Consider the following 16,887-nt stretch of genomic DNA (forward strand, 5'->3'; position numbering starts at 1 on the left):
ACCCGCTCCGGCGGGTTTTTTCTTTTTGCGGCAAGCCGTCGCGACAGGTGCCCCGACCCGTCACGGATTGCGGCTGGCGGACATTTCGCCAAAGATCCGGGCGATTTCGTTCTGCAGATTGGGTTCCGGAGCCGGCTGCGGGGCGTTGGGCGAAGCTGGCGTTGCGCGGTTTGTTTCCGGCAAGATGGCGGCAATAGGCGGCCGCGGACGGTCGGCACGGGTTTCAGGTAGGATCTGGGGCGTCTGAGGCGCAGGCTGCGGCGCCGGCGCAGGGTCTGTCGCCAGATGCAGTGCCATCTCTTCTTCGAGGACGCGCTCGAAGTCGCTCATGTCACGCGCATCGGGTTCGCTCGGCCCGGCTGAGGGCTGGCTTTCCACCTGCGGGTCGATGCGTTGCGGTTCCACGAGACGCGCGCTGGCGGTTGGTTGAACCGGCACGAGCACCCGTTGGCGTGCCGCTTCCAGCAGATCTTCTGCAGCAGGCGCATCGATGACGCTGGGCGTTGCAACTTGTGGTTCGACCCTGACCTCCTCGATCTTCCGGGCATCGAGCTCGTTCCGCATGATCGGCTCGACAGGCTCGATCCTGAAAGCTTCAATCGGCGGCGTGCCGCTCGTCTTGGCCTCCATAGGGCTCTCATCCACGCCCATCATCGGCTCATTGCGGCGCATGACCGGTTCGATGTCGACCGGGGCGGTCGCGGTCGACGCTGATGCGACCATCATCGGTTCGAGGCTTGCAGTCGGCTGGACAGGCGGCTGCTCGACAGGCGGTTCGCGACGCGCGACCGGTTCGACTGCGGGCGCCTGGACCCGGACCTGAGGCGCCACTTCCGGGCGTGCAGTCATGGCCGCTGCTGCCACGGGGGCCGCTGCGGCGGTCGCAATTGCTGCCACCGGGGCGGCTGTCACCACGTTTTCGACAGCAGGTTCCGGGCCACGCATCGATGCGGCTTGCTGACGACGCGGCTCGGCGATCGGCGCATGCATGGGCTGAGGATCGACCTGCGGTGAAACGGCGGCTGGCCGGGGCGTTTCCGCGGCCATCGGGCGCCTGGCCGGCGCTTCTGCTGGTGCACTGGCCATAATGGCAGGGGACGCGATTGCCGGGGATGCAATCGGCGGTGAGGCCGGTTCGGTTGCGGCAAGGGCGGGTCGAACAGTCGTCTCGGCAAGATCCTGCTTATCCGCCAAAGCCTGGGGCTGGATCGGCCTTGCGCTGAGATAGGGGCGCTCATCGCCAATGCCGCTTTCGATCACGATGTCGGTCGGGCCGCCGATCATGACCAGATGTTCGACATTGTCGCGGCGCACCAGCACGATCCGGCGACGGGTATCGACGGCAGCAGCATCCAGCACCTGCAGACGTGGCTGGCGGTTGCGCCCGCCACGCACGAAAGGCGAGGGCGCCCGGTTGCGCAGGATCCAGAGCACGATGAACAGGCAGAGCAAAGCGAGGCTGACGCCGAGTGCCGCCACGAGAAAACGATTGCCATAGGCCGAGATCAGGTCATCCAGCATGTGCGTGCTCCTTTTGACAGGCTTTCTGGCAGAAGACGGCTCCTTCCGCAATCTTGCGTGCGACCGCGCCCTCGTCGCCGGGGGTGAAAGGTCGGGCAAGATCGGTCAGGATTGCGGCATTCCTGTGGGGGAGCGGCCGGGCGGGGCCGTCTGGCCTTTTCTTTGCTTTTTGCAGCTACGGCATATTGATAAACAGGTGGAAGCGCCGATTCTCGCTAGGTCGGATCTTCCGTGCGCTTAGGCAAGAGGCATCAATGACACGAAAGCAGTATGATCGAGATGGAGACGGCCCGCTGGTCGATCGCCGTAATGGCGTCGGCATGGCGTTGCGCATCCTGCTGCTGGCCCTTGCCCTGATCGCCGCATCCGCCGCCTTCATCTTTTTCCGCGACCAGCTCGACAATCAGGTCGTGCTTGGCGTTCTCGGTATCCTGGCGATGATGGGGATCTTCTTCATCGTCTCGGCAGTGATCGGTTTCATCGAGGTGATGCCGCAGTCGAACAGCGACACGCTGGCCCGCCGTTTCCTGTCTAGCCAGCCGGATGGCACGCTGATCACCGATAGCGAAGGCCGCATCGTCTTCGCCAATGTGGCCTATGGCACGATGACAGGTGCGCGCAAGGCAACCGAGGTGCAGACGCTCGAAGCGCTGCTCTCGCGCTACCGCGAATCGAGCGAGGCGCTCTACCGTCTGACCAATGGTCTGCGGGAAGGTCGCGACAGCTACGAGGAATTCCGGCTGCTGAAGCCGCTCGGCAATCAGACGGGCAACGGCTCGGGTGCCCACTGGTACCGGCTGAAGGCGCGGTTGTTGCCCGGCGAGGGACGCGGCAAGCCGCTGCATGTCTGGCAGATATCGGACATCACCGCCGAGCGTGACGATCAGGAGCGCTTCTTCAAGGAATTGCAGCACGCGATCGACTATCTCGATCATGCGCCGGCCGGTTTCTTCTCCGCCGGTCGCAAGGGCGAGATCTACTATCTGAACGCGACGCTTGCCGAGTGGCTCGGGGTCGATCTCACACAGTTCAATCCGGGATCGATGACGATCTCGGATCTCGTGGCCGGGGAAGGCATGGCGCTGATCGATTCGGTGCAGGCCGAACCGGGCCAGGCCCGCACGGAAACCCTCGACCTCGATCTCAGGCGCGTGAACGGCCAGAGCCTGCCCGTGCGCCTCGTTCACCGCGTCCGGGCCGCCCGCGACGGGGCGCCGGGCGAGAGCCGTTCGATCGTACTCGCGCGGAGCCAGAGCGAGAACGGCGACCAATCCGATTCGGTCGCCTCAATGCGGTTCACCCGCTTCTTTAACAATACGCCGATGGCGATCGCCTCCGTCGACGGCGAGGGCCGGATCCTCAGGACCAACGCCCCGTTCATGAAGCTCTTTGCCGATATCATCTCGCGCGACGAGATCGAACGGCACGGGCTGATCGAGGTGGTGCTTCACGAAAGCGAACGCGAGGGCTTCCGGGGCGCGCTCGCTGCCGCCATGGACCGCCAGGTCGACATTTCGCCGATCGACAGCCGTCATCCGACGAATGACGTCAGGCATTTCCGCTTCTACGTGAACGCCGTCATCGACCAGAGCGATGAGGCGCCGGAAGAGGCGGCGATCGTCTATGCCGTCGATGTGACCGACCAAAAGGCGCTCGAGGCGCAGATGGCGCAGACGCAGAAGATGAATGCGGTTGGCACACTCGCCGGCGGCATCGCGCATGACTTCAACAACGTGCTGACGGCGATCCTTCTGTCTTCCGACCACCTGCTTCTGCAGGCGCGGCCATCGGATGCGAGCTTTGCCGACCTCATGGAGATCAAGCGCAATGCCAATCGTGCCGCCGTGCTGGTGCGGCAATTGCTCGCCTTCTCGCGCAAGCAGACGATGCGCCCGAGCGTCTTGAACCTCACCGACGTGATCGGCGACTTGAGAATGCTGGTCGATCGCTTGATTTCGGGCACGAATGTCAAGCTCAAGGTCGATTACGGCCGCGATCTCTGGCCGGTGAAAACAGACCTGTCGCAGTTCGAGCAGGTGCTCATCAATCTCTGCGTCAATGCGCGCGATGCGATGCCCGATGGTGGTTCGATCACCGTGTCGACCCACAACATCACTGCCGAGCAGGCCGAAGGCTTCGGTTATCGCGGTCTGCCGCCGGAAGACATGGTGCTGGTCGAGGTTGCCGACAATGGCACCGGTATTGCGCCCGAGATCATGGACAAGATCTTCGAGCCCTTCTTCACGACGAAGGAAGTCGGCAAGGGTACGGGCCTTGGGCTTGCCATGGTCTACGGCATCGTCAAGCAGTCCGGCGGCTACATCTATCCCGAGTCCGAGGTGGGCAAGGGGACGACCTTCCGCATCTTCCTGCCGCGCCATGTGCCCGAGGTGCAGCCGGTTGCTGAAGGGCAAGCCGTCAACGCGACCGTCAATGGTGACACCATCACGGTCGCCCCGGCTAAAGGGGCAGCCGAGGCCCAGGAGACGCCGGATCTCACCGGCAAGTCTGCCGTCGTTCTGCTCGTCGAAGACGAAGAGGCGGTGCGGCGTGGCGGCAAACGCATGCTGGAGACGCGCGGCTACACTGTTCACGAGGCTGGATCCGGTGTCGAGGCGCTCGACATCATGGAAGAGCTGGATGGCGAGGTGGACATCGTGGTCTCCGACGTCGTCATGCCGGAAATGGACGGCCCCACCCTTCTCACCGAACTGCGCAAAAAATATCCGGATCTGAAGTTCATCTTCGTCTCGGGTTATGCCGAGGACGCCTTTGCCCGCAATCTGCCGGCTGATGCCAAGTTCGGCTTCCTGCCCAAGCCCTTCTCGCTGAAGCAGCTGGCTGTGGCAGTCCGCGAAATGCTGGATGGCGAGAGCTGAGGCTTTTCGTGACTGTCCATCAACAAAGAAGCCCGCCGGAGCGATCCGGCGGGCTTCTTTGTTTGACGTGAGTTTGGCCGATCAGCCGTTCATGGCAACCGCTATCTCGGCGGCCAGACGGGCATTGTTCTCGACCAGTGCGATATTGGTCTTCAGCGAGCGACCACCTGTCAGGTGGAAGATGTTGTCGAGCAGATAAGGCGTCACTGCTTTGCCGGCGATCTCGTCGCGTTCGGCATTGGCAAGCGCCCGGCTGATATAGATTTCCATTTCCTCGCGCGGGATCTCGTCGGCTTCCGGAACCGGGTTGGCAATCAGCATCCCGCCATCGATGCCGAGCTGGTCGCGCATCTTCTGGAAGTTTGCGATCGCAGCCGGGCTCTGCAGGTTGAGGAGGCTCTTCAGGCCCGAGCTGCGCGACCAGAATGCAGGGAAGTCTTCGCTGTCATAGGTGACGACGGGCACGCCACGCGTTTCCAGCACTTCCAAGGTCTTCGGAATGTCGAGGATCGCCTTCGGGCCCGCCGAAACGACGATCACTGCCGTGCGCGCCAGTTCTTCGAGGTCGGCGGAGATGTCGAAGCTTTCTTCGGCGCCACGATGCACGCCGCCAATGCCGCCTGTCGCAAAGACATGGATGCCGGCGCGGTAGGCAGCGATCATCGTTGCCGCGACAGTGGTCGCGCCGTTGCGGCGCTCGGCAATCGCAAAGGCGAGATCGGCGCGCGAGAGCTTCATCACATGCTCCATCTGCGCCAGCGCCTCGAGCTCTGCCGGTTCCAGTCCGATATGCAGCACGCCCTTGATGACGGCGATCGTGGCGGGCACGGCGCCCTGCTGGCGGACGATGTCCTCGACGCTGCGGGCCATCTCCAGATTGCCCGGATAGGGCATCCCATGGGTGATGATGGTGGATTCGAGAGCCACGATCGGTGCGCCGCGCTGTTTGGCGGCGCTGACTTCGCTCGAATAGGTGATGGGCAGAAGTGGCGATATGGAACGGGTCATGGGGGGATCTTCCGTTAGAAATTCAGGGTCTCATGACAGGAAACGGGCCGGCGGGACAAGAGCCATTTGACGTGCAAGCTTCTCGCATGAGAGATTTTCATCCGTCGCATTGGGGCAGGCGAGGGTGATCGCAGCACTTGCCGTGCCCTGGCGCAGTGCCACGTCCAATGTCGCGCCGGACAGGCGGGCATGCAGGAAACCGGCGGCGAAGGCATCGCCGGCCCCGGTGACATCGGCGATCTGCTCGAGCGGTTCAGGCACGATCAGGGCTATGTCCTTTTCATCGAAGACGACGGTGGGACCACCGCCGCTCGTGACGCTGCCGCCGCGCAAGCCCTTGGCGCGCAACAGATCCGGCCAGTCTTCAGGCCGTTGGGGGCGCTGGCCGGCAATCGCTTCGGCCTCCGTGCCATTCATGAAAAGATGGGTGAGAAAGGGCAGGGCGCGCGCGAATTTCACCACCTTGGCCGGCGAAATCGCGATCGCCGACAGTCCCTTGCCGGCCGCATGGCAGGTCGCCGCCAGAGCGGTCAAGGTGTCCGCCGGCAGGTTGGCGTCGGCCAGAACGTGATCTGCCTCGGTGAGGCTGTCGCGCATTGACCGCGCCCGCATCCGCCGTGCCGAGAACGCGTCGTAAAGCGCCATGTCGGCGAGGGCGATGACCAGATTGCCGTCCCGCTCGAGGACGGCCGTATAGCTCGGGGTGGCGCGATCGAGAAACATCACGGGCTGGTCGTCGAGACCGGCGCGTTCGGCTGCATCCGCCACCGTCTGACCTGCGGCATCGCCGCCGCGCGGCGCAATCAGGCGGACCGAGCGGCCTAGGCGGGAGAGATTGCATGCCGCGTTGAAGACGCCGCCTCCGACTTCCTCGAACCATTGGCCGGGATTGCTCGCACCCGGCTTCGTGTCGCCGAATATGCGGCCGCGCCGGTCGATATGGGCGCCCCCGATCGCCAGAATTTCAGTCGTCATGGGCATGCCTCCAGCATTGGCGAAACACGAATCGAACCGGCGCTTGCCAGGGTCTGCCTTGGATGTGCGCCCCGCACAGCCGTGCTCGCACTGCGGCGCGGAACATCATTCGAACACGCGCTCGAAAACGATTGAGATTCAACCGCTTCGCCTGCTCTTGCAAAATGAGAACAAAAAGAGTACATATTCCCCATCGGCGGCTTCATTGCCTATGCGGCCTCAATAACCTAAAGGTGGATCAAATGGCACAGAATTCTTTGCGGCTGGTAGAGGACAAATCGGTGGATAAAAGCAAGGCATTGGAAGCGGCGCTCTCGCAGATCGAACGGTCGTTCGGCAAGGGCTCGATCATGAAACTCGGCGCGAACGAGAGCGTGGTCGAAGTCGAGACGGTCTCGACGGGGTCGCTCAGCCTCGACATCGCGCTCGGCATTGGCGGCCTGCCGAAGGGGCGCATCATTGAAATTTACGGGCCTGAAAGCTCGGGTAAGACGACGCTTGCGCTGCAAACCATTGCCGAAGCGCAGAAAAAGGGCGGCATCTGCGCCTTCGTCGACGCCGAACATGCCCTCGATCCGGTCTATGCCCGCAAGCTCGGCGTCGATCTGCAGAACCTTCTGATCTCGCAGCCGGATACCGGCGAGCAGGCACTCGAAATCACCGACACGCTAGTGCGCTCGGGCGCGATCGACGTGCTCGTCGTCGACTCGGTTGCGGCGCTCACCCCGCGCGCCGAAATCGAAGGCGAAATGGGCGACAGCCTGCCGGGCATGCAGGCCCGCCTGATGAGCCAGGCGCTGCGCAAGCTGACCGCCTCGATCTCCAAGTCGAAGACGATGGTCATCTTCATCAACCAGATCCGCATGAAGATCGGCGTCATGTTCGGCTCGCCGGAAACGACGACCGGCGGTAACGCTCTGAAGTTCTACGCTTCCGTGCGTCTCGACATTCGCCGCATCGGCGCGGTCAAGGATCGCGAAGAGGTCGTCGGCAACCAGACCCGCGTCAAGGTCGTCAAGAACAAGATGGCACCGCCCTTCAAGCAGGTCGAATTCGACATCATGTATGGCGAAGGCGTCTCGAAGACCGGTGAGCTCGTCGATCTCGGCGTCAAGGCCGGCATCGTCGAGAAGTCCGGGGCCTGGTTCTCCTACAACAGCCAGCGTCTCGGCCAGGGGCGTGAAAACGCCAAGCTCTTCCTGCGCGACAATCCTGCCGTGTCTCAGGAGATCGAGATGGCACTGCGCCAGAATGCCGGTCTGATCGCCGAGAAGTTCCTGCAGAATGGCGGGCCCGATGCCAATGACGCTGACGGTGCCGACGACGCGTAAACTGCCGTCCATCTTCGACTGATTTGTCGGCCGCGTTTCCTTCGAGACGCGGCCGGTTTTCGTTTCGGCTGCTGGACAGGGATGAAGCCGGGCGATAAAAGCCATTGATTTTGCAAATTGGCCGGGTTCCGGCCTGAATGAAGGGCGTGACATGAGCGGTGTAAACGACATCCGGTCGACTTTTCTCGATTACTTCAAGACGAACGGTCACGAGGTCGTTTCCTCCAGCCCGCTGGTGCCGCGCAACGACCCAACGCTGATGTTCACCAATGCCGGCATGGTGCAGTTCAAGAACGTCTTTACCGGTCTCGAACAGCGGCCGTATACGACGGCTGCGACGGCGCAGAAATGCGTGCGCGCCGGCGGCAAGCACAACGACCTCGACAATGTCGGCTATACCGCCCGCCACCACACCTTCTTTGAAATGCTCGGCAATTTCTCCTTCGGCGACTACTTCAAGGAACGCGCCATCGAGCTTGCCTGGAACCTGATCACCAAGGAATTCGGCATCGACCGCAACCGCCTTCTGGTCACCGTCTACCATACGGATGACGAGGCGCATGGACTGTGGAAGAAGATCGCCGGCCTCTCCGACGACAAGATCATTCGCATCCCGACCAGCGACAATTTCTGGGCGATGGGTGACACCGGCCCCTGCGGTCCATGCTCGGAAATCTTCTACGATCACGGCGATCACATCTGGGGCGGCCCTCCGGGCTCGCCGGAAGAAGACGGTGACCGGTTCATCGAGATCTGGAACCTCGTCTTCATGCAGTACGAGCAGGTGACCAAGGAAGAGCGCATCGACCTGCCGCGGCCGTCGATCGACACCGGCATGGGGCTCGAGCGCGTCGCGGCCCTCCTGCAGGGCAAGCACGACAACTACGACATCGACCTGTTCCGCGCGCTGATCGACGCCTCCGTCGATCTCACCGGTGTCAAGGCCGAAGGCGAGCGTCGCGCAAGTCACCGCGTCATCGCTGACCACCTGCGCTCGTCTGCCTTCCTGATCGCCGACGGTGTCTTGCCGTCGAATGAAGGTCGGGGCTATGTGCTGCGCCGCATCATGCGCCGCGCGATGCGTCACGCGCAGCTGCTCGGTGCGAAGGACCCGGTCATCTACAAGCTGCTGCCGGTCCTCGTGCAGCAGATGGGCCGCGCCTATCCCGAGCTCGTCCGGGCGGAATCCCTGATCTCCGAGACGCTCAAGCTCGAGGAAACCCGCTTCCGCAAGACGCTGGAGCGCGGGCTGACCCTGCTCTCGGATGCAACTGCAACGCTCGACAAGGGCGACAGCCTCGACGGCGAGACCGCCTTCAAGCTCTACGACACCTATGGCTTCCCGCTCGATCTGACACAGGATGCGCTGCGTGGTCGCGGTATCGGCGTCGACCTCACCGGCTTCAACGACGCGATGCAGCGCCAGAAGGCCGAAGCCCGTGCCAACTGGGCGGGCTCTGGCGACAAGGCGCAGGAAACCGTGTGGTTCGAACTCAAGGAAAAGTTCGGTGCGACCGAATTTCTTGGCTACAGCTCGGAGACCGCCGAAGGTCAGGTTCTGGCCGTGGTCAAGGATGGCAAGGTCATCGAGCAGGCAAGTGCCGGTGAAGAGGTCCAGATTGTCGTCAACCAGACGCCGTTCTATGGCGAGTCCGGTGGCCAGATGGGCGATACCGGCGAGATTGTCGGCGAAGGCTTCTCGCTTGCCGTGAACGACACCCAGAAGAAGGGTGAAGGCGTCTTCGTGCATGTCGCGACCGTCCAGAACGGCGTGGTCAAGGCCGGCGGCGCGGTGCAGCTGAATGTCGATCATGCCCGCCGCTCGCGGCTGCGTTCGAACCATTCCGCCACCCACCTTCTTCACGAGGCCCTGCGCGAAGTGCTCGGCACCCATGTCGCCCAGAAGGGTTCGCTGGTCGCGCCCGAGCGTCTGCGCTTCGACATCTCCCATCCGAAGCCGATCTCGGCCGAGGAGTTGAAGGTGGTCGAGGAGATGGCAAACGAGATCATCATTCAGAATGCGCCGGTCACCACCCGCCTGATGGCGGTGGACGATGCGATTGCCGAGGGTGCCATGGCGCTGTTCGGTGAAAAGTATGGTGACGAGGTGCGCGTTGTGTCCATGGGGACGGCGCTGCGTGGCGAAAAGGCCGGCAAGTCCTATTCGACCGAGCTTTGCGGCGGCACGCATGTGTCGGCGACTGGCGATATCGGGCTTGTTCGTCTGGTCGGCGAAAGCGCCGTCGGTGCCGGCGTGCGCCGCATCGAGGCGCTGACGGGAGAGGCGGCGCGCGCCTATCTCGCCGAGCAGGACGAGCGCGTGAAGACGCTCGCTTCGACACTCAAGGTTCAACCGACCGACGTGGTTGCTCGGGTCGAGGCCCTCTTCGACGAGCGCCGCAAGCTCGAAAAGGAACTTGCGGATGCCAAGCGCAAGCTCGCCATGGGCGGTGGTACCACCGGCGGTGCCGAGGCGCCGAAGCAGGTGAATGGCGTCAACTTCATCGGCCGCGTGCTGGCCGGCATCGATGCCAAGGATTTGAAGGGCATGGCCGATGAGGCGAAGGCCGATCTGGCCACTGCCGTCGTCGTCCTGATCGCGGTTGCCGACGATGGCAAGGCGAGCGCCGTGGTCTCCGTCACGCCTGACCTTGTGGACCGTTTCAGCGCCGTCGATCTGGTGCGTGTCGCCTCGGCAGCGCTCGGCGGCAAGGGCGGCGGCGGACGTCCTGATATGGCCCAGGCCGGTGGTCCTGATGGTGCCGAGGCCGAGGCCGCAATTGCGGCAGTCGAGGCGGCACTTGCCTGATCTGCCTACGTTCTCAGACAATCCAGGCCGGGCTTTGCCCGGCCTTTTTTGTTTGAGGTTATCGAGATTTGCCGATTCCTTTTGAATTTTCTTCAGTCTTGTGTGCTATCTCACAGCCCTCTCTGAGGTTGTCGATTTGGCCCAAGTTTTCCACATTCCTACGCTCACCGTTTGCCTGGCGGGAACGTTGATCCTGCTGTCCGGTTTTCTGACCCTTCTCTGGGTACAGGAGCGGGACAACCGCGCTTTGGGTCTCTGGTCTCTGGGCTTTTCCGCGGGCGCGCTCGGCATGGTGCTTGTGAGCGTTCGCGAAGTGGCTCCGCCGATCGTCGCGTTCGGTCTCGGCAATGGCCTGGGTATCTCCTGTCTCGGCTTGATCTGGCTCGGTTGCCTTGCTTTCGAGGGCGAGACCAGAAAGGGAGCCGGATTGGTCGCGGCGGCGGGCGGTGTCGTCTGGCTGGCGCTTTTTGCTTTTCCGTCCTTTGCGGCGGACCTTGGCGCGCGCATATTTGCCGCCTCCATACTCTTCGCGGGCTATTCCTTTCTGATCATCCCGGTGCTGTTTCTCGGTCAGCGGCGCGAGCCTCTGCCCGCCCGCATGGTTGCGATCGTCGCCTTCGGTACCCACGGTGTTGCCCATCTCATCCGTATCCCGATGCAATTCATCGAGCCGGTGCAACTCGTCGCGGGGCATGCGCCACTCTGGTACGGAGCAATGATGTTCGCTTTCTTCCTCCAGGGGTTGGCTTCTGCATTGGCGATCTTTGCCATGGTGCATGAACGGGCCACCCGGCGGTACAAGGTCGCTTCCGAGACCGATGCCCTGACCCTTTTGCGGAACCGGCGCGCCTTCATCGACGCCATCGCTCGGGCGCGCGCCGATGCGGGCGGGGCCGCACCGGGTGCCGTTCTTGCGCTTGTCGATGCGGATCACTTCAAGCAGGTCAACGATACCTACGGCCATGCAGCGGGCGACACGGTTCTGGTGGAACTCGGCCGTCTGTTGACCCGTGAGGTGCCCGAGACCGCAATTGTGGGGCGCCTCGGCGGCGAAGAGTTCGGCGTCTATCTGCCGGCCAGTGTCGTGTTGCGCCAGCCTGATCTTCTGGATGATCTGCGTATCAGGGTCAGCACTATGCTTGTCGAGCATGAGGGCCAGCTGCCGGCGATTACCGTCAGCATCGGTGCAGCGTCGCTGCCGTCTGGGCCGCTCGACTTTCCCCTTGCTCTGGCGCGCGCCGACAAGGCGCTCTACGCTTCAAAGAAGGCCGGGCGTAACCGGGTGACCTGGGGTGGTCTGGATCTTCCTGCGGAGAGCCTGGATCCTTCGCGTATGATGGACGTGTCTTCCGACCTTGCTTCCGCTGCGCCAAGGTCTGCTGCCTGAACCGTTCATGCTTTGCCGCATGGGGCTCCATGGGCAAGATCGTCCCGTGCCTCGGCAAGTGTTCGCACGAAATGAACGCCCTCTTCGGGGACTTCCTGATGGAGCAGCATCGTCCTCAACTCGCTGCGTTCCGTGACGACATAGACCTGGACGCCGTGACGAACTGCCTTGCGGATGACGCTCGCCAGAAGATTGACGCCTGAGGTGTCGACGAAGCGGATCCCGGTGCAATCGAGCACGAGGTTGCGGTGGTCATCGCCGATGCGATCGAGCACGGCGCCGGCCGCTGCCACGGCACCGAAGAAGAAGGCGCCATCCAGGCGATAGGTGACCGTCGCCGTGTCTGTTGCGTCCAGCGGTTTTTCCGGCCCTTCGGCGGTTACGCGAATGTTCTTCGACATGTGGTGGATGAACTGCAGCGCGGCCAGCGAAAAGCCGACGACGATGCCTTCGGTCAGGTCGCGGAAAACGACGAGCAGGAAGGTGACGGCGAGGATCAGAGTTTCGCCGCGCGATGAGCGGACGAGGGCTGCAATCGCCGACTTCTCCACCATGTTCCAGGAGACGACGGCGAGCACGCCCGCGAGTGCTGCGAGCGGGATATAGGCGGCAAGCGGGGCGGCAACCAGCATGAAGGCAAGCAGGAACGCCGCATGCAGCATGCCGGACACAGGGCTCGTGGCGCCAGCCCTCACATTGGTCGCGGTGCGCGCGATCGTGCCTGTCACGCAGATGCCGCCGAAAAGGGCCGAGCCGATATTGGCGACGCCCTGAGCGAGCAATTCCGTGTTCGATCGATGGCGCCGTCCGGTCATGCCGTCCGCGACGACGGCGGAGAGGAGCGATTCGATTGCGCCGAGGAGCGCAAAGGCTATGGCATCGGGGAGAACGGCGAGCGCGAGCTCGGGGGTGATGCTTGGCAGGGACGGCAAAGGTAGCCCTGAGGGAATGCCGCCGAATTTCGAGCCGATCGTGGCGACCGGTAGCTGCAACAGTGCAGCGGCGAGCGAGGCTGCGATCACCGCAATCAGCAGACCCGGCCATGTCGGACGCAGGTGGCGCAGGACAAGGATGAGGGTGATGGTGAGCGCTGCGATCGCAGCGGCGGAGGGTGAAAACGCCGGTAGGGCAGCTACGATCGCTCCGAGTTTGTCGGCCAGCGGGCCTGGTTCGCCACCGGGGAACGTCAGGCCCAAGAGTTCGCCGATCTGGCTTGCGAAGATGATCACGGCAATGCCGGCCGTGAAGCCGACGGTCACCGGATAGGGTATGAACTTGATGTAGTCGCCGAGCCTCAGCAGGCCGCAGGCGATCAGCATCAGCCCTGCCATTGCGGTTGCGAGCAGCAGGCCGTCGACGCCGTGTGTGGCGACGGTCGTGCTCACCAGAACGATGAAGGCGCCGGCCGGTCCACCGATCTGGTGGCGACTGCCGCCCAGAAGCGAGACGAGAAAACCACCGATGATCGCCGTATAGAGCCCGCGGTCCGGCGTCACGCCCGAGGCGATGGCGATGGCCATGGACAACGGCAGGGCAACGATGGCAACGGTCAATCCCGCCAGTGCATCTGCCTTGAAGCGGCCGAGGCCGTAGCCTTCGCGAAATACGCTGACGGATTTGGGCAGGATGACGTCGGTCATGGTGATCGCGCTTGCCGGGTGGGGTGCGTGGCCGGCTCCTCCCGCCACACCTGTCAGGCCATTGGAGCCTGAGTCCCGACTTTTGACAACATGGCCAAAGGGATAGTGTCGGCGTCTTGCCGAGGTGCCCGCAAGTGGCGGTCGCCGACAGGGCTGCCGACCCCTCCCTGTTCGCGGTCGCGAATCTTGCCTATGGTGATCTTCAATGAAGACCGAGACCACTTATCCCACCCTGATTGTCTATCCACGCCGGGGCTTAGCCGTCCTCTGGGCCACGACGTCAGCCATCGTCCTGTCCGTTGCCTTCGGCGGGCTTCTGGCCAGCCTGCTTGGCGGTGGCTGGGCCAGTCCCATGACGCTGCTCTATCTCGCGCTCCTGACGCTTGCCCTTTTCGGCCTTCGCAAGGGGTGGCAAGGCATCGCCACGGCGATGCGGCTTCTGGTCGAGCTCAACAATGAAGAACTGATCGATTATCGCAGCGGTCGGCGGATCGCCTGGGCGTCCATGGTGGAACTGGCGCAGCGGCGCGTCGACGGGCTTTGGGTGATCGACATCGATCATATTGACGAGGATGACCCCGACCGTCTGGAGACCTATGCGCTTCCGCTTTCGGGCTATCACATGACCGGCCGGCGACTTGGCGCGGAGATCCGCAAGCGCTTTGCCGAGGTCGATCAGGGCGAGGATCTTCCGGATGAAGAATTGAAAAACCCGGCCACGTTGCCGTGACCGGGTTTTGAATTTTCAAACCGTGGCTGCCGTTCAGGCGGCCATGGCCTTCTTCAGGTTCTCGTCGACCTTGTCGAGGAAGGCGGTCGTGGAAAGCCATGGCTGATCCGGGCCGATGAGCAGCGCCAGGTCCTTGGTCATGAAGCCTGCCTCAACCGTGTCGATGCAGACCTTTTCCAGCGTGGTGGCGAAGTTGGCGAGTTCAGCATTGTCGTCGAGCTTGGCGCGGTGGGCGAGGCCACGCGTCCAGGCGAAGATCGAGGCGATCGAGTTGGTCGAGGTTTCCTGACCCTTCTGGTGCTGACGGTAGTGGCGGGTAACCGTACCGTGCGCAGCTTCGGCTTCAACCGTGCGGCCATCCGGCGACAGCAGAACCGAGGTCATCAGACCGAGCGAGCCGAAGCCCTGCGCGACCGTATCCGACTGCACGTCGCCGTCGTAGTTCTTGCAGGCCCAGACATAGCCGCCGGACCACTTGAGCGCCGAGGCGACCATGTCGTCGATCAGGCGATGTTCGTATACGATTCCGGCTTCGTCGAACTTTTCCTTGAATTCTGCCTGGTAGACTTCTTCGAAGATATCCTTGAAGCGGCCGTCATAGGCCTTGAGGATGGTGTTCTTCGTCGACAGGTAGACCGGCCACTTGCGCATCAGGCCGTACATCATCGAGGCACGGGCGAATTCGCGGATCGATTCGTCGAGGTTGTACATGGCGAGTGCCACGCCGGCGCCCGGTGCGTTGTAGACTTCCTTCTCGATCACTTCGCCGTCTTCACCGACGAACTTGATAGTGAGCTTGCCCTTGCCGGGGAACTTGAAGTCGGTTGCCTTGTACTGGTCGCCGAAGGCGTGACGGCCGACAACGATCGGCTTGGTCCAGCCGGGAACGAGGCGGGGCACGTTCTTGCAGATGATCGGTTCGCGGAAGATGACGCCGCCGAGGATGTTGCGGATCGTGCCGTTCGGGCTCTTCCACATTTCCTTGAGGTTGAATTCCTTCACGCGGGCTTCGTCCGGGGTGATGGTCGCGCACTTGATGCCGACGCCGTGCTTCTTGATGGCGTGGGCGGCGTCGATGGTCACCTGGTCGTTGGTGGCGTCGCGGTTCTCGACGGACAGGTCGTAATATTCAATGTCGAGATCCAGGTAGGGAAGGATCAGCTTGTCCTTGATGAACTGCCAGATGATGCGGGTCATCTCGTCGCCGTCGAGATCGACGACCGGGTTGGCTACCTTGATCTTGGTCATGAATATCCTCACGAGTTTTTGCCTGACGCGCAGGCGCGGGGAGGGCGCTCTGCCGATGGCCTGCCTATAACATTCTCTCGTTACAAGGCAAACAGCAGAGGCCGCCTTGAAGGAAAAACTCGCTCAGACTTTCGGCGAGCGCTTTCGCCCCAAACTTGGTCCGGATGGCATGACCGCTTTCGGCTAGAACGCCAACAGAGAGAGCCTCGGGAGAGTTTTTGATGAAGAGCACCTGGATCGCAATGCTGATCATGCTGTGGTCGGGCACCGCCATGGCAGCGGATGTGACGGCGCCTGTACGCGAAGTGGTGGAGGCGACCGCCCGGAATTGGGCCGAGGGCTCAACCGGGCAGGAAGAGGAGGTCTTCTCAACGGATCGCCTGACGCGCCTATTCAGCAAGGACTTCGCATCGGCCTTCGAAGCGGCTTCGAAGAACCCGCCCTACGATATTGCCGAAGGCGAGACGACGGGCTTTCCTTTCGATTACGATCCGATCGCGCAGGGACAGGATGGTTGCCCCTTTGAAGACATCAGGATCGAGGATGACGGCGACGGGCAGGTGACCGCCCTCTTCGACAACCACTCCTGTTTCGGGGGCGCCGAAGCGCCCGATACCGTCTTGATCTTCCACCTCGTCGAGGAGGGTGGTCGCCCTGTCATCGACGACATCTATCCCGTCGAGGACGGACAGTCCGGGACTTCGATCAAGCAGGACCTGAAACGGCAGGGTGGCCTGTGAACCGCGTCCACCGTCCCGTCGCCATCACTGCTGTTGCCGCAGCCGTCGCTTTATTCCCGGCAACGGCCGTCTTCGCGGCCGATCCGCTCGAGCCTGTGCGGATCGTGATGAGCGTCGCCGGATGGAAAGACAAGGATGCGCCCAAGGTGGAGGCGTCCGGCTATTTCGATGGTCGCCTGCTCGGGACGATCTACAGCGCAAGCTTTGCCGACATCTATCGTCTCGCCGAGAAGACGGACGAACTGCAGGATGGCAGTGGCTACATGCTGGGCTATGACGCGGTCATCGGGGGGCAGGACAGCTGCGAATTGAAGGATGTGCGCCTCGAGGCCCGGCCGAAGAAGGATGGCGTCACACCCGTAAACGTCTATTTCGATGCCATCTCCTGCTTCGGCCATTCACCGGATCTCATGCAGCCGCAGACGGTCTTCCATGTCATCGAGGAAGACGGTCGCCATGTGATCGACAATCTGTGGAGCGAGGACTACCGCGAGGGTGCACTCGAAAGCTCGGTCAAGGCGCAGTTCGCCGCCTTGACCAAGGCCTATCTCGGTTTTCGGCTGACGGGAGCCTGGCCCAAAGAGTGAGCCCTCCTCTTTGCCTGACGGTCATTTTGTGC

12 protein-coding genes are annotated in these 16,887 nt (G+C 62.7%); 7 read left to right on the top strand and 5 right to left on the bottom strand.

All coding sequences use genetic code 11. The features are described 5' to 3' along the window. Nucleotides 1–60: 60 nt before the first annotated feature. Nucleotides 61–1,521, bottom strand: coding sequence for a flagellar biosynthetic protein FliO (locus tag QWE_RS25735; protein WP_006726102.1), 1,461 nt, complete (start codon nucleotides 1,519–1,521; stop codon nucleotides 61–63). Between the two features lie 254 nt (nucleotides 1,522–1,775). On the opposite strand from QWE_RS25735, the gene cckA reads away from it, so the two are divergent. Continuing rightward, nucleotides 1,776–4,400, top strand: a complete 2,625-nt coding sequence (gene cckA, locus QWE_RS10555; protein ID WP_006726104.1) for a cell cycle histidine kinase CckA — start codon at nucleotides 1,776–1,778, stop codon at nucleotides 4,398–4,400. Between the two features lie 81 nt (nucleotides 4,401–4,481). Here the strand turns inward: cckA and QWE_RS10560 are convergent, their stop codons facing one another. After that, the gene (locus tag QWE_RS10560) at nucleotides 4,482–5,408 is read right to left on the bottom strand and encodes a pseudouridine-5'-phosphate glycosidase (RefSeq protein WP_006726105.1); all 927 of its coding nucleotides are present in this window, start codon (nucleotides 5,406–5,408) and stop codon (nucleotides 4,482–4,484) included. Nucleotides 5,409–5,438: 30 nt separating this feature from the next. After that, entirely contained in the window at nucleotides 5,439–6,383 is a 945-nt protein-coding gene (locus QWE_RS10565; RefSeq protein ID WP_006726106.1) for a carbohydrate kinase family protein, read from the bottom strand. A gap of 242 nt (nucleotides 6,384–6,625) precedes the next feature. On the opposite strand from QWE_RS10565, the gene recA reads away from it, so the two are divergent. From recA to QWE_RS10580, 3 genes are all read left to right on the top strand, one after another. After that, nucleotides 6,626–7,714 (top strand): recombinase RecA, encoded by a 1,089-nt coding sequence (gene recA / locus QWE_RS10570; RefSeq protein WP_006726107.1) that lies wholly within the window; start codon nucleotides 6,626–6,628, stop codon nucleotides 7,712–7,714. A gap of 151 nt (nucleotides 7,715–7,865) precedes the next feature. Beyond that, nucleotides 7,866–10,523 carry an alanine--tRNA ligase gene (alaS, locus tag QWE_RS10575; RefSeq protein WP_006726108.1) on the top strand — a complete coding sequence of 886 codons (2,658 nt, stop codon included), beginning with the start codon at nucleotides 7,866–7,868 and terminating at the stop codon, nucleotides 10,521–10,523. Between the two features lie 136 nt (nucleotides 10,524–10,659). Then, nucleotides 10,660–11,910 (top strand): GGDEF domain-containing protein, encoded by a 1,251-nt coding sequence (locus QWE_RS10580; protein ID WP_157790698.1) that lies wholly within the window; start codon nucleotides 10,660–10,662, stop codon nucleotides 11,908–11,910. 5 nt (nucleotides 11,911–11,915) lie between these two features. Here QWE_RS10580 and QWE_RS10585 read toward each other — a convergent pair whose 3' ends face one another. Beyond that, complete coding sequence (locus QWE_RS10585) at nucleotides 11,916–13,550, bottom strand: SulP family inorganic anion transporter (RefSeq protein WP_006726110.1); 1,635 nt, start codon at nucleotides 13,548–13,550, stop codon at nucleotides 11,916–11,918. A 205-nt stretch (nucleotides 13,551–13,755) separates the two neighbouring features. Here QWE_RS10585 and QWE_RS10590 point away from each other — a divergent pair, with 205 nt between their 5' ends. Beyond that, entirely contained in the window at nucleotides 13,756–14,280 is a 525-nt protein-coding gene (locus QWE_RS10590; protein ID WP_006726111.1) for a hypothetical protein, read from the top strand. A gap of 33 nt (nucleotides 14,281–14,313) precedes the next feature. Here QWE_RS10590 and QWE_RS10595 read toward each other — a convergent pair whose 3' ends face one another. Further along, entirely contained in the window at nucleotides 14,314–15,528 is a 1,215-nt protein-coding gene (locus QWE_RS10595) for an NADP-dependent isocitrate dehydrogenase (RefSeq protein WP_006726112.1), read from the bottom strand. Nucleotides 15,529–15,749: 221 nt separating this feature from the next. On the opposite strand from QWE_RS10595, the gene QWE_RS10600 reads away from it, so the two are divergent. Continuing rightward, entirely contained in the window at nucleotides 15,750–16,268 is a 519-nt protein-coding gene (locus QWE_RS10600; RefSeq protein WP_006726113.1) for a hypothetical protein, read from the top strand. After that, nucleotides 16,265–16,855, top strand: coding sequence for a hypothetical protein (locus QWE_RS24395; protein WP_006726115.1), 591 nt, complete (start codon nucleotides 16,265–16,267; stop codon nucleotides 16,853–16,855). Before QWE_RS10600 ends, QWE_RS24395 begins: the two co-directional genes overlap by 4 nt. Nucleotides 16,856–16,887 lie beyond the last annotated feature (32 nt).

Origin of the sequence: Agrobacterium albertimagni AOL15 (assembly GCF_000300855.1) — a bacterium.
GTDB classification, from domain to species: domain Bacteria; phylum Pseudomonadota; class Alphaproteobacteria; order Rhizobiales; family Rhizobiaceae; genus Allorhizobium; species Allorhizobium albertimagni.

Excerpts from the sequence above, each read along its gene's own strand:
- QWE_RS25735 (WP_006726102.1), bottom strand. The coding sequence starts at position 1,521 with ATGCTGGATGACCTGATCTCGGCCTATGGCAATCGTTTTCTCGTGGCG.
- cckA (WP_006726104.1), top strand. The coding sequence starts at position 1,776 with ATGACACGAAAGCAGTATGATCGAGATGGAGACGGCCCGCTGGTCGAT.
- QWE_RS10560 (WP_006726105.1), bottom strand. The coding sequence starts at position 5,408 with ATGACCCGTTCCATATCGCCACTTCTGCCCATCACCTATTCGAGCGAA.
- QWE_RS10565 (WP_006726106.1), bottom strand. The coding sequence starts at position 6,383 with ATGACGACTGAAATTCTGGCGATCGGGGGCGCCCATATCGACCGGCGC.
- recA (WP_006726107.1), top strand. The coding sequence starts at position 6,626 with ATGGCACAGAATTCTTTGCGGCTGGTAGAGGACAAATCGGTGGATAAA.
- alaS (WP_006726108.1), top strand. The coding sequence starts at position 7,866 with ATGAGCGGTGTAAACGACATCCGGTCGACTTTTCTCGATTACTTCAAG.
- QWE_RS10585 (WP_006726110.1), bottom strand. The coding sequence starts at position 13,550 with ATGACCGACGTCATCCTGCCCAAATCCGTCAGCGTATTTCGCGAAGGC.
- QWE_RS10590 (WP_006726111.1), top strand. The coding sequence starts at position 13,756 with ATGAAGACCGAGACCACTTATCCCACCCTGATTGTCTATCCACGCCGG.
- QWE_RS10595 (WP_006726112.1), bottom strand. The coding sequence starts at position 15,528 with ATGACCAAGATCAAGGTAGCCAACCCGGTCGTCGATCTCGACGGCGAC.
- QWE_RS10600 (WP_006726113.1), top strand. The coding sequence starts at position 15,750 with ATGAAGAGCACCTGGATCGCAATGCTGATCATGCTGTGGTCGGGCACC.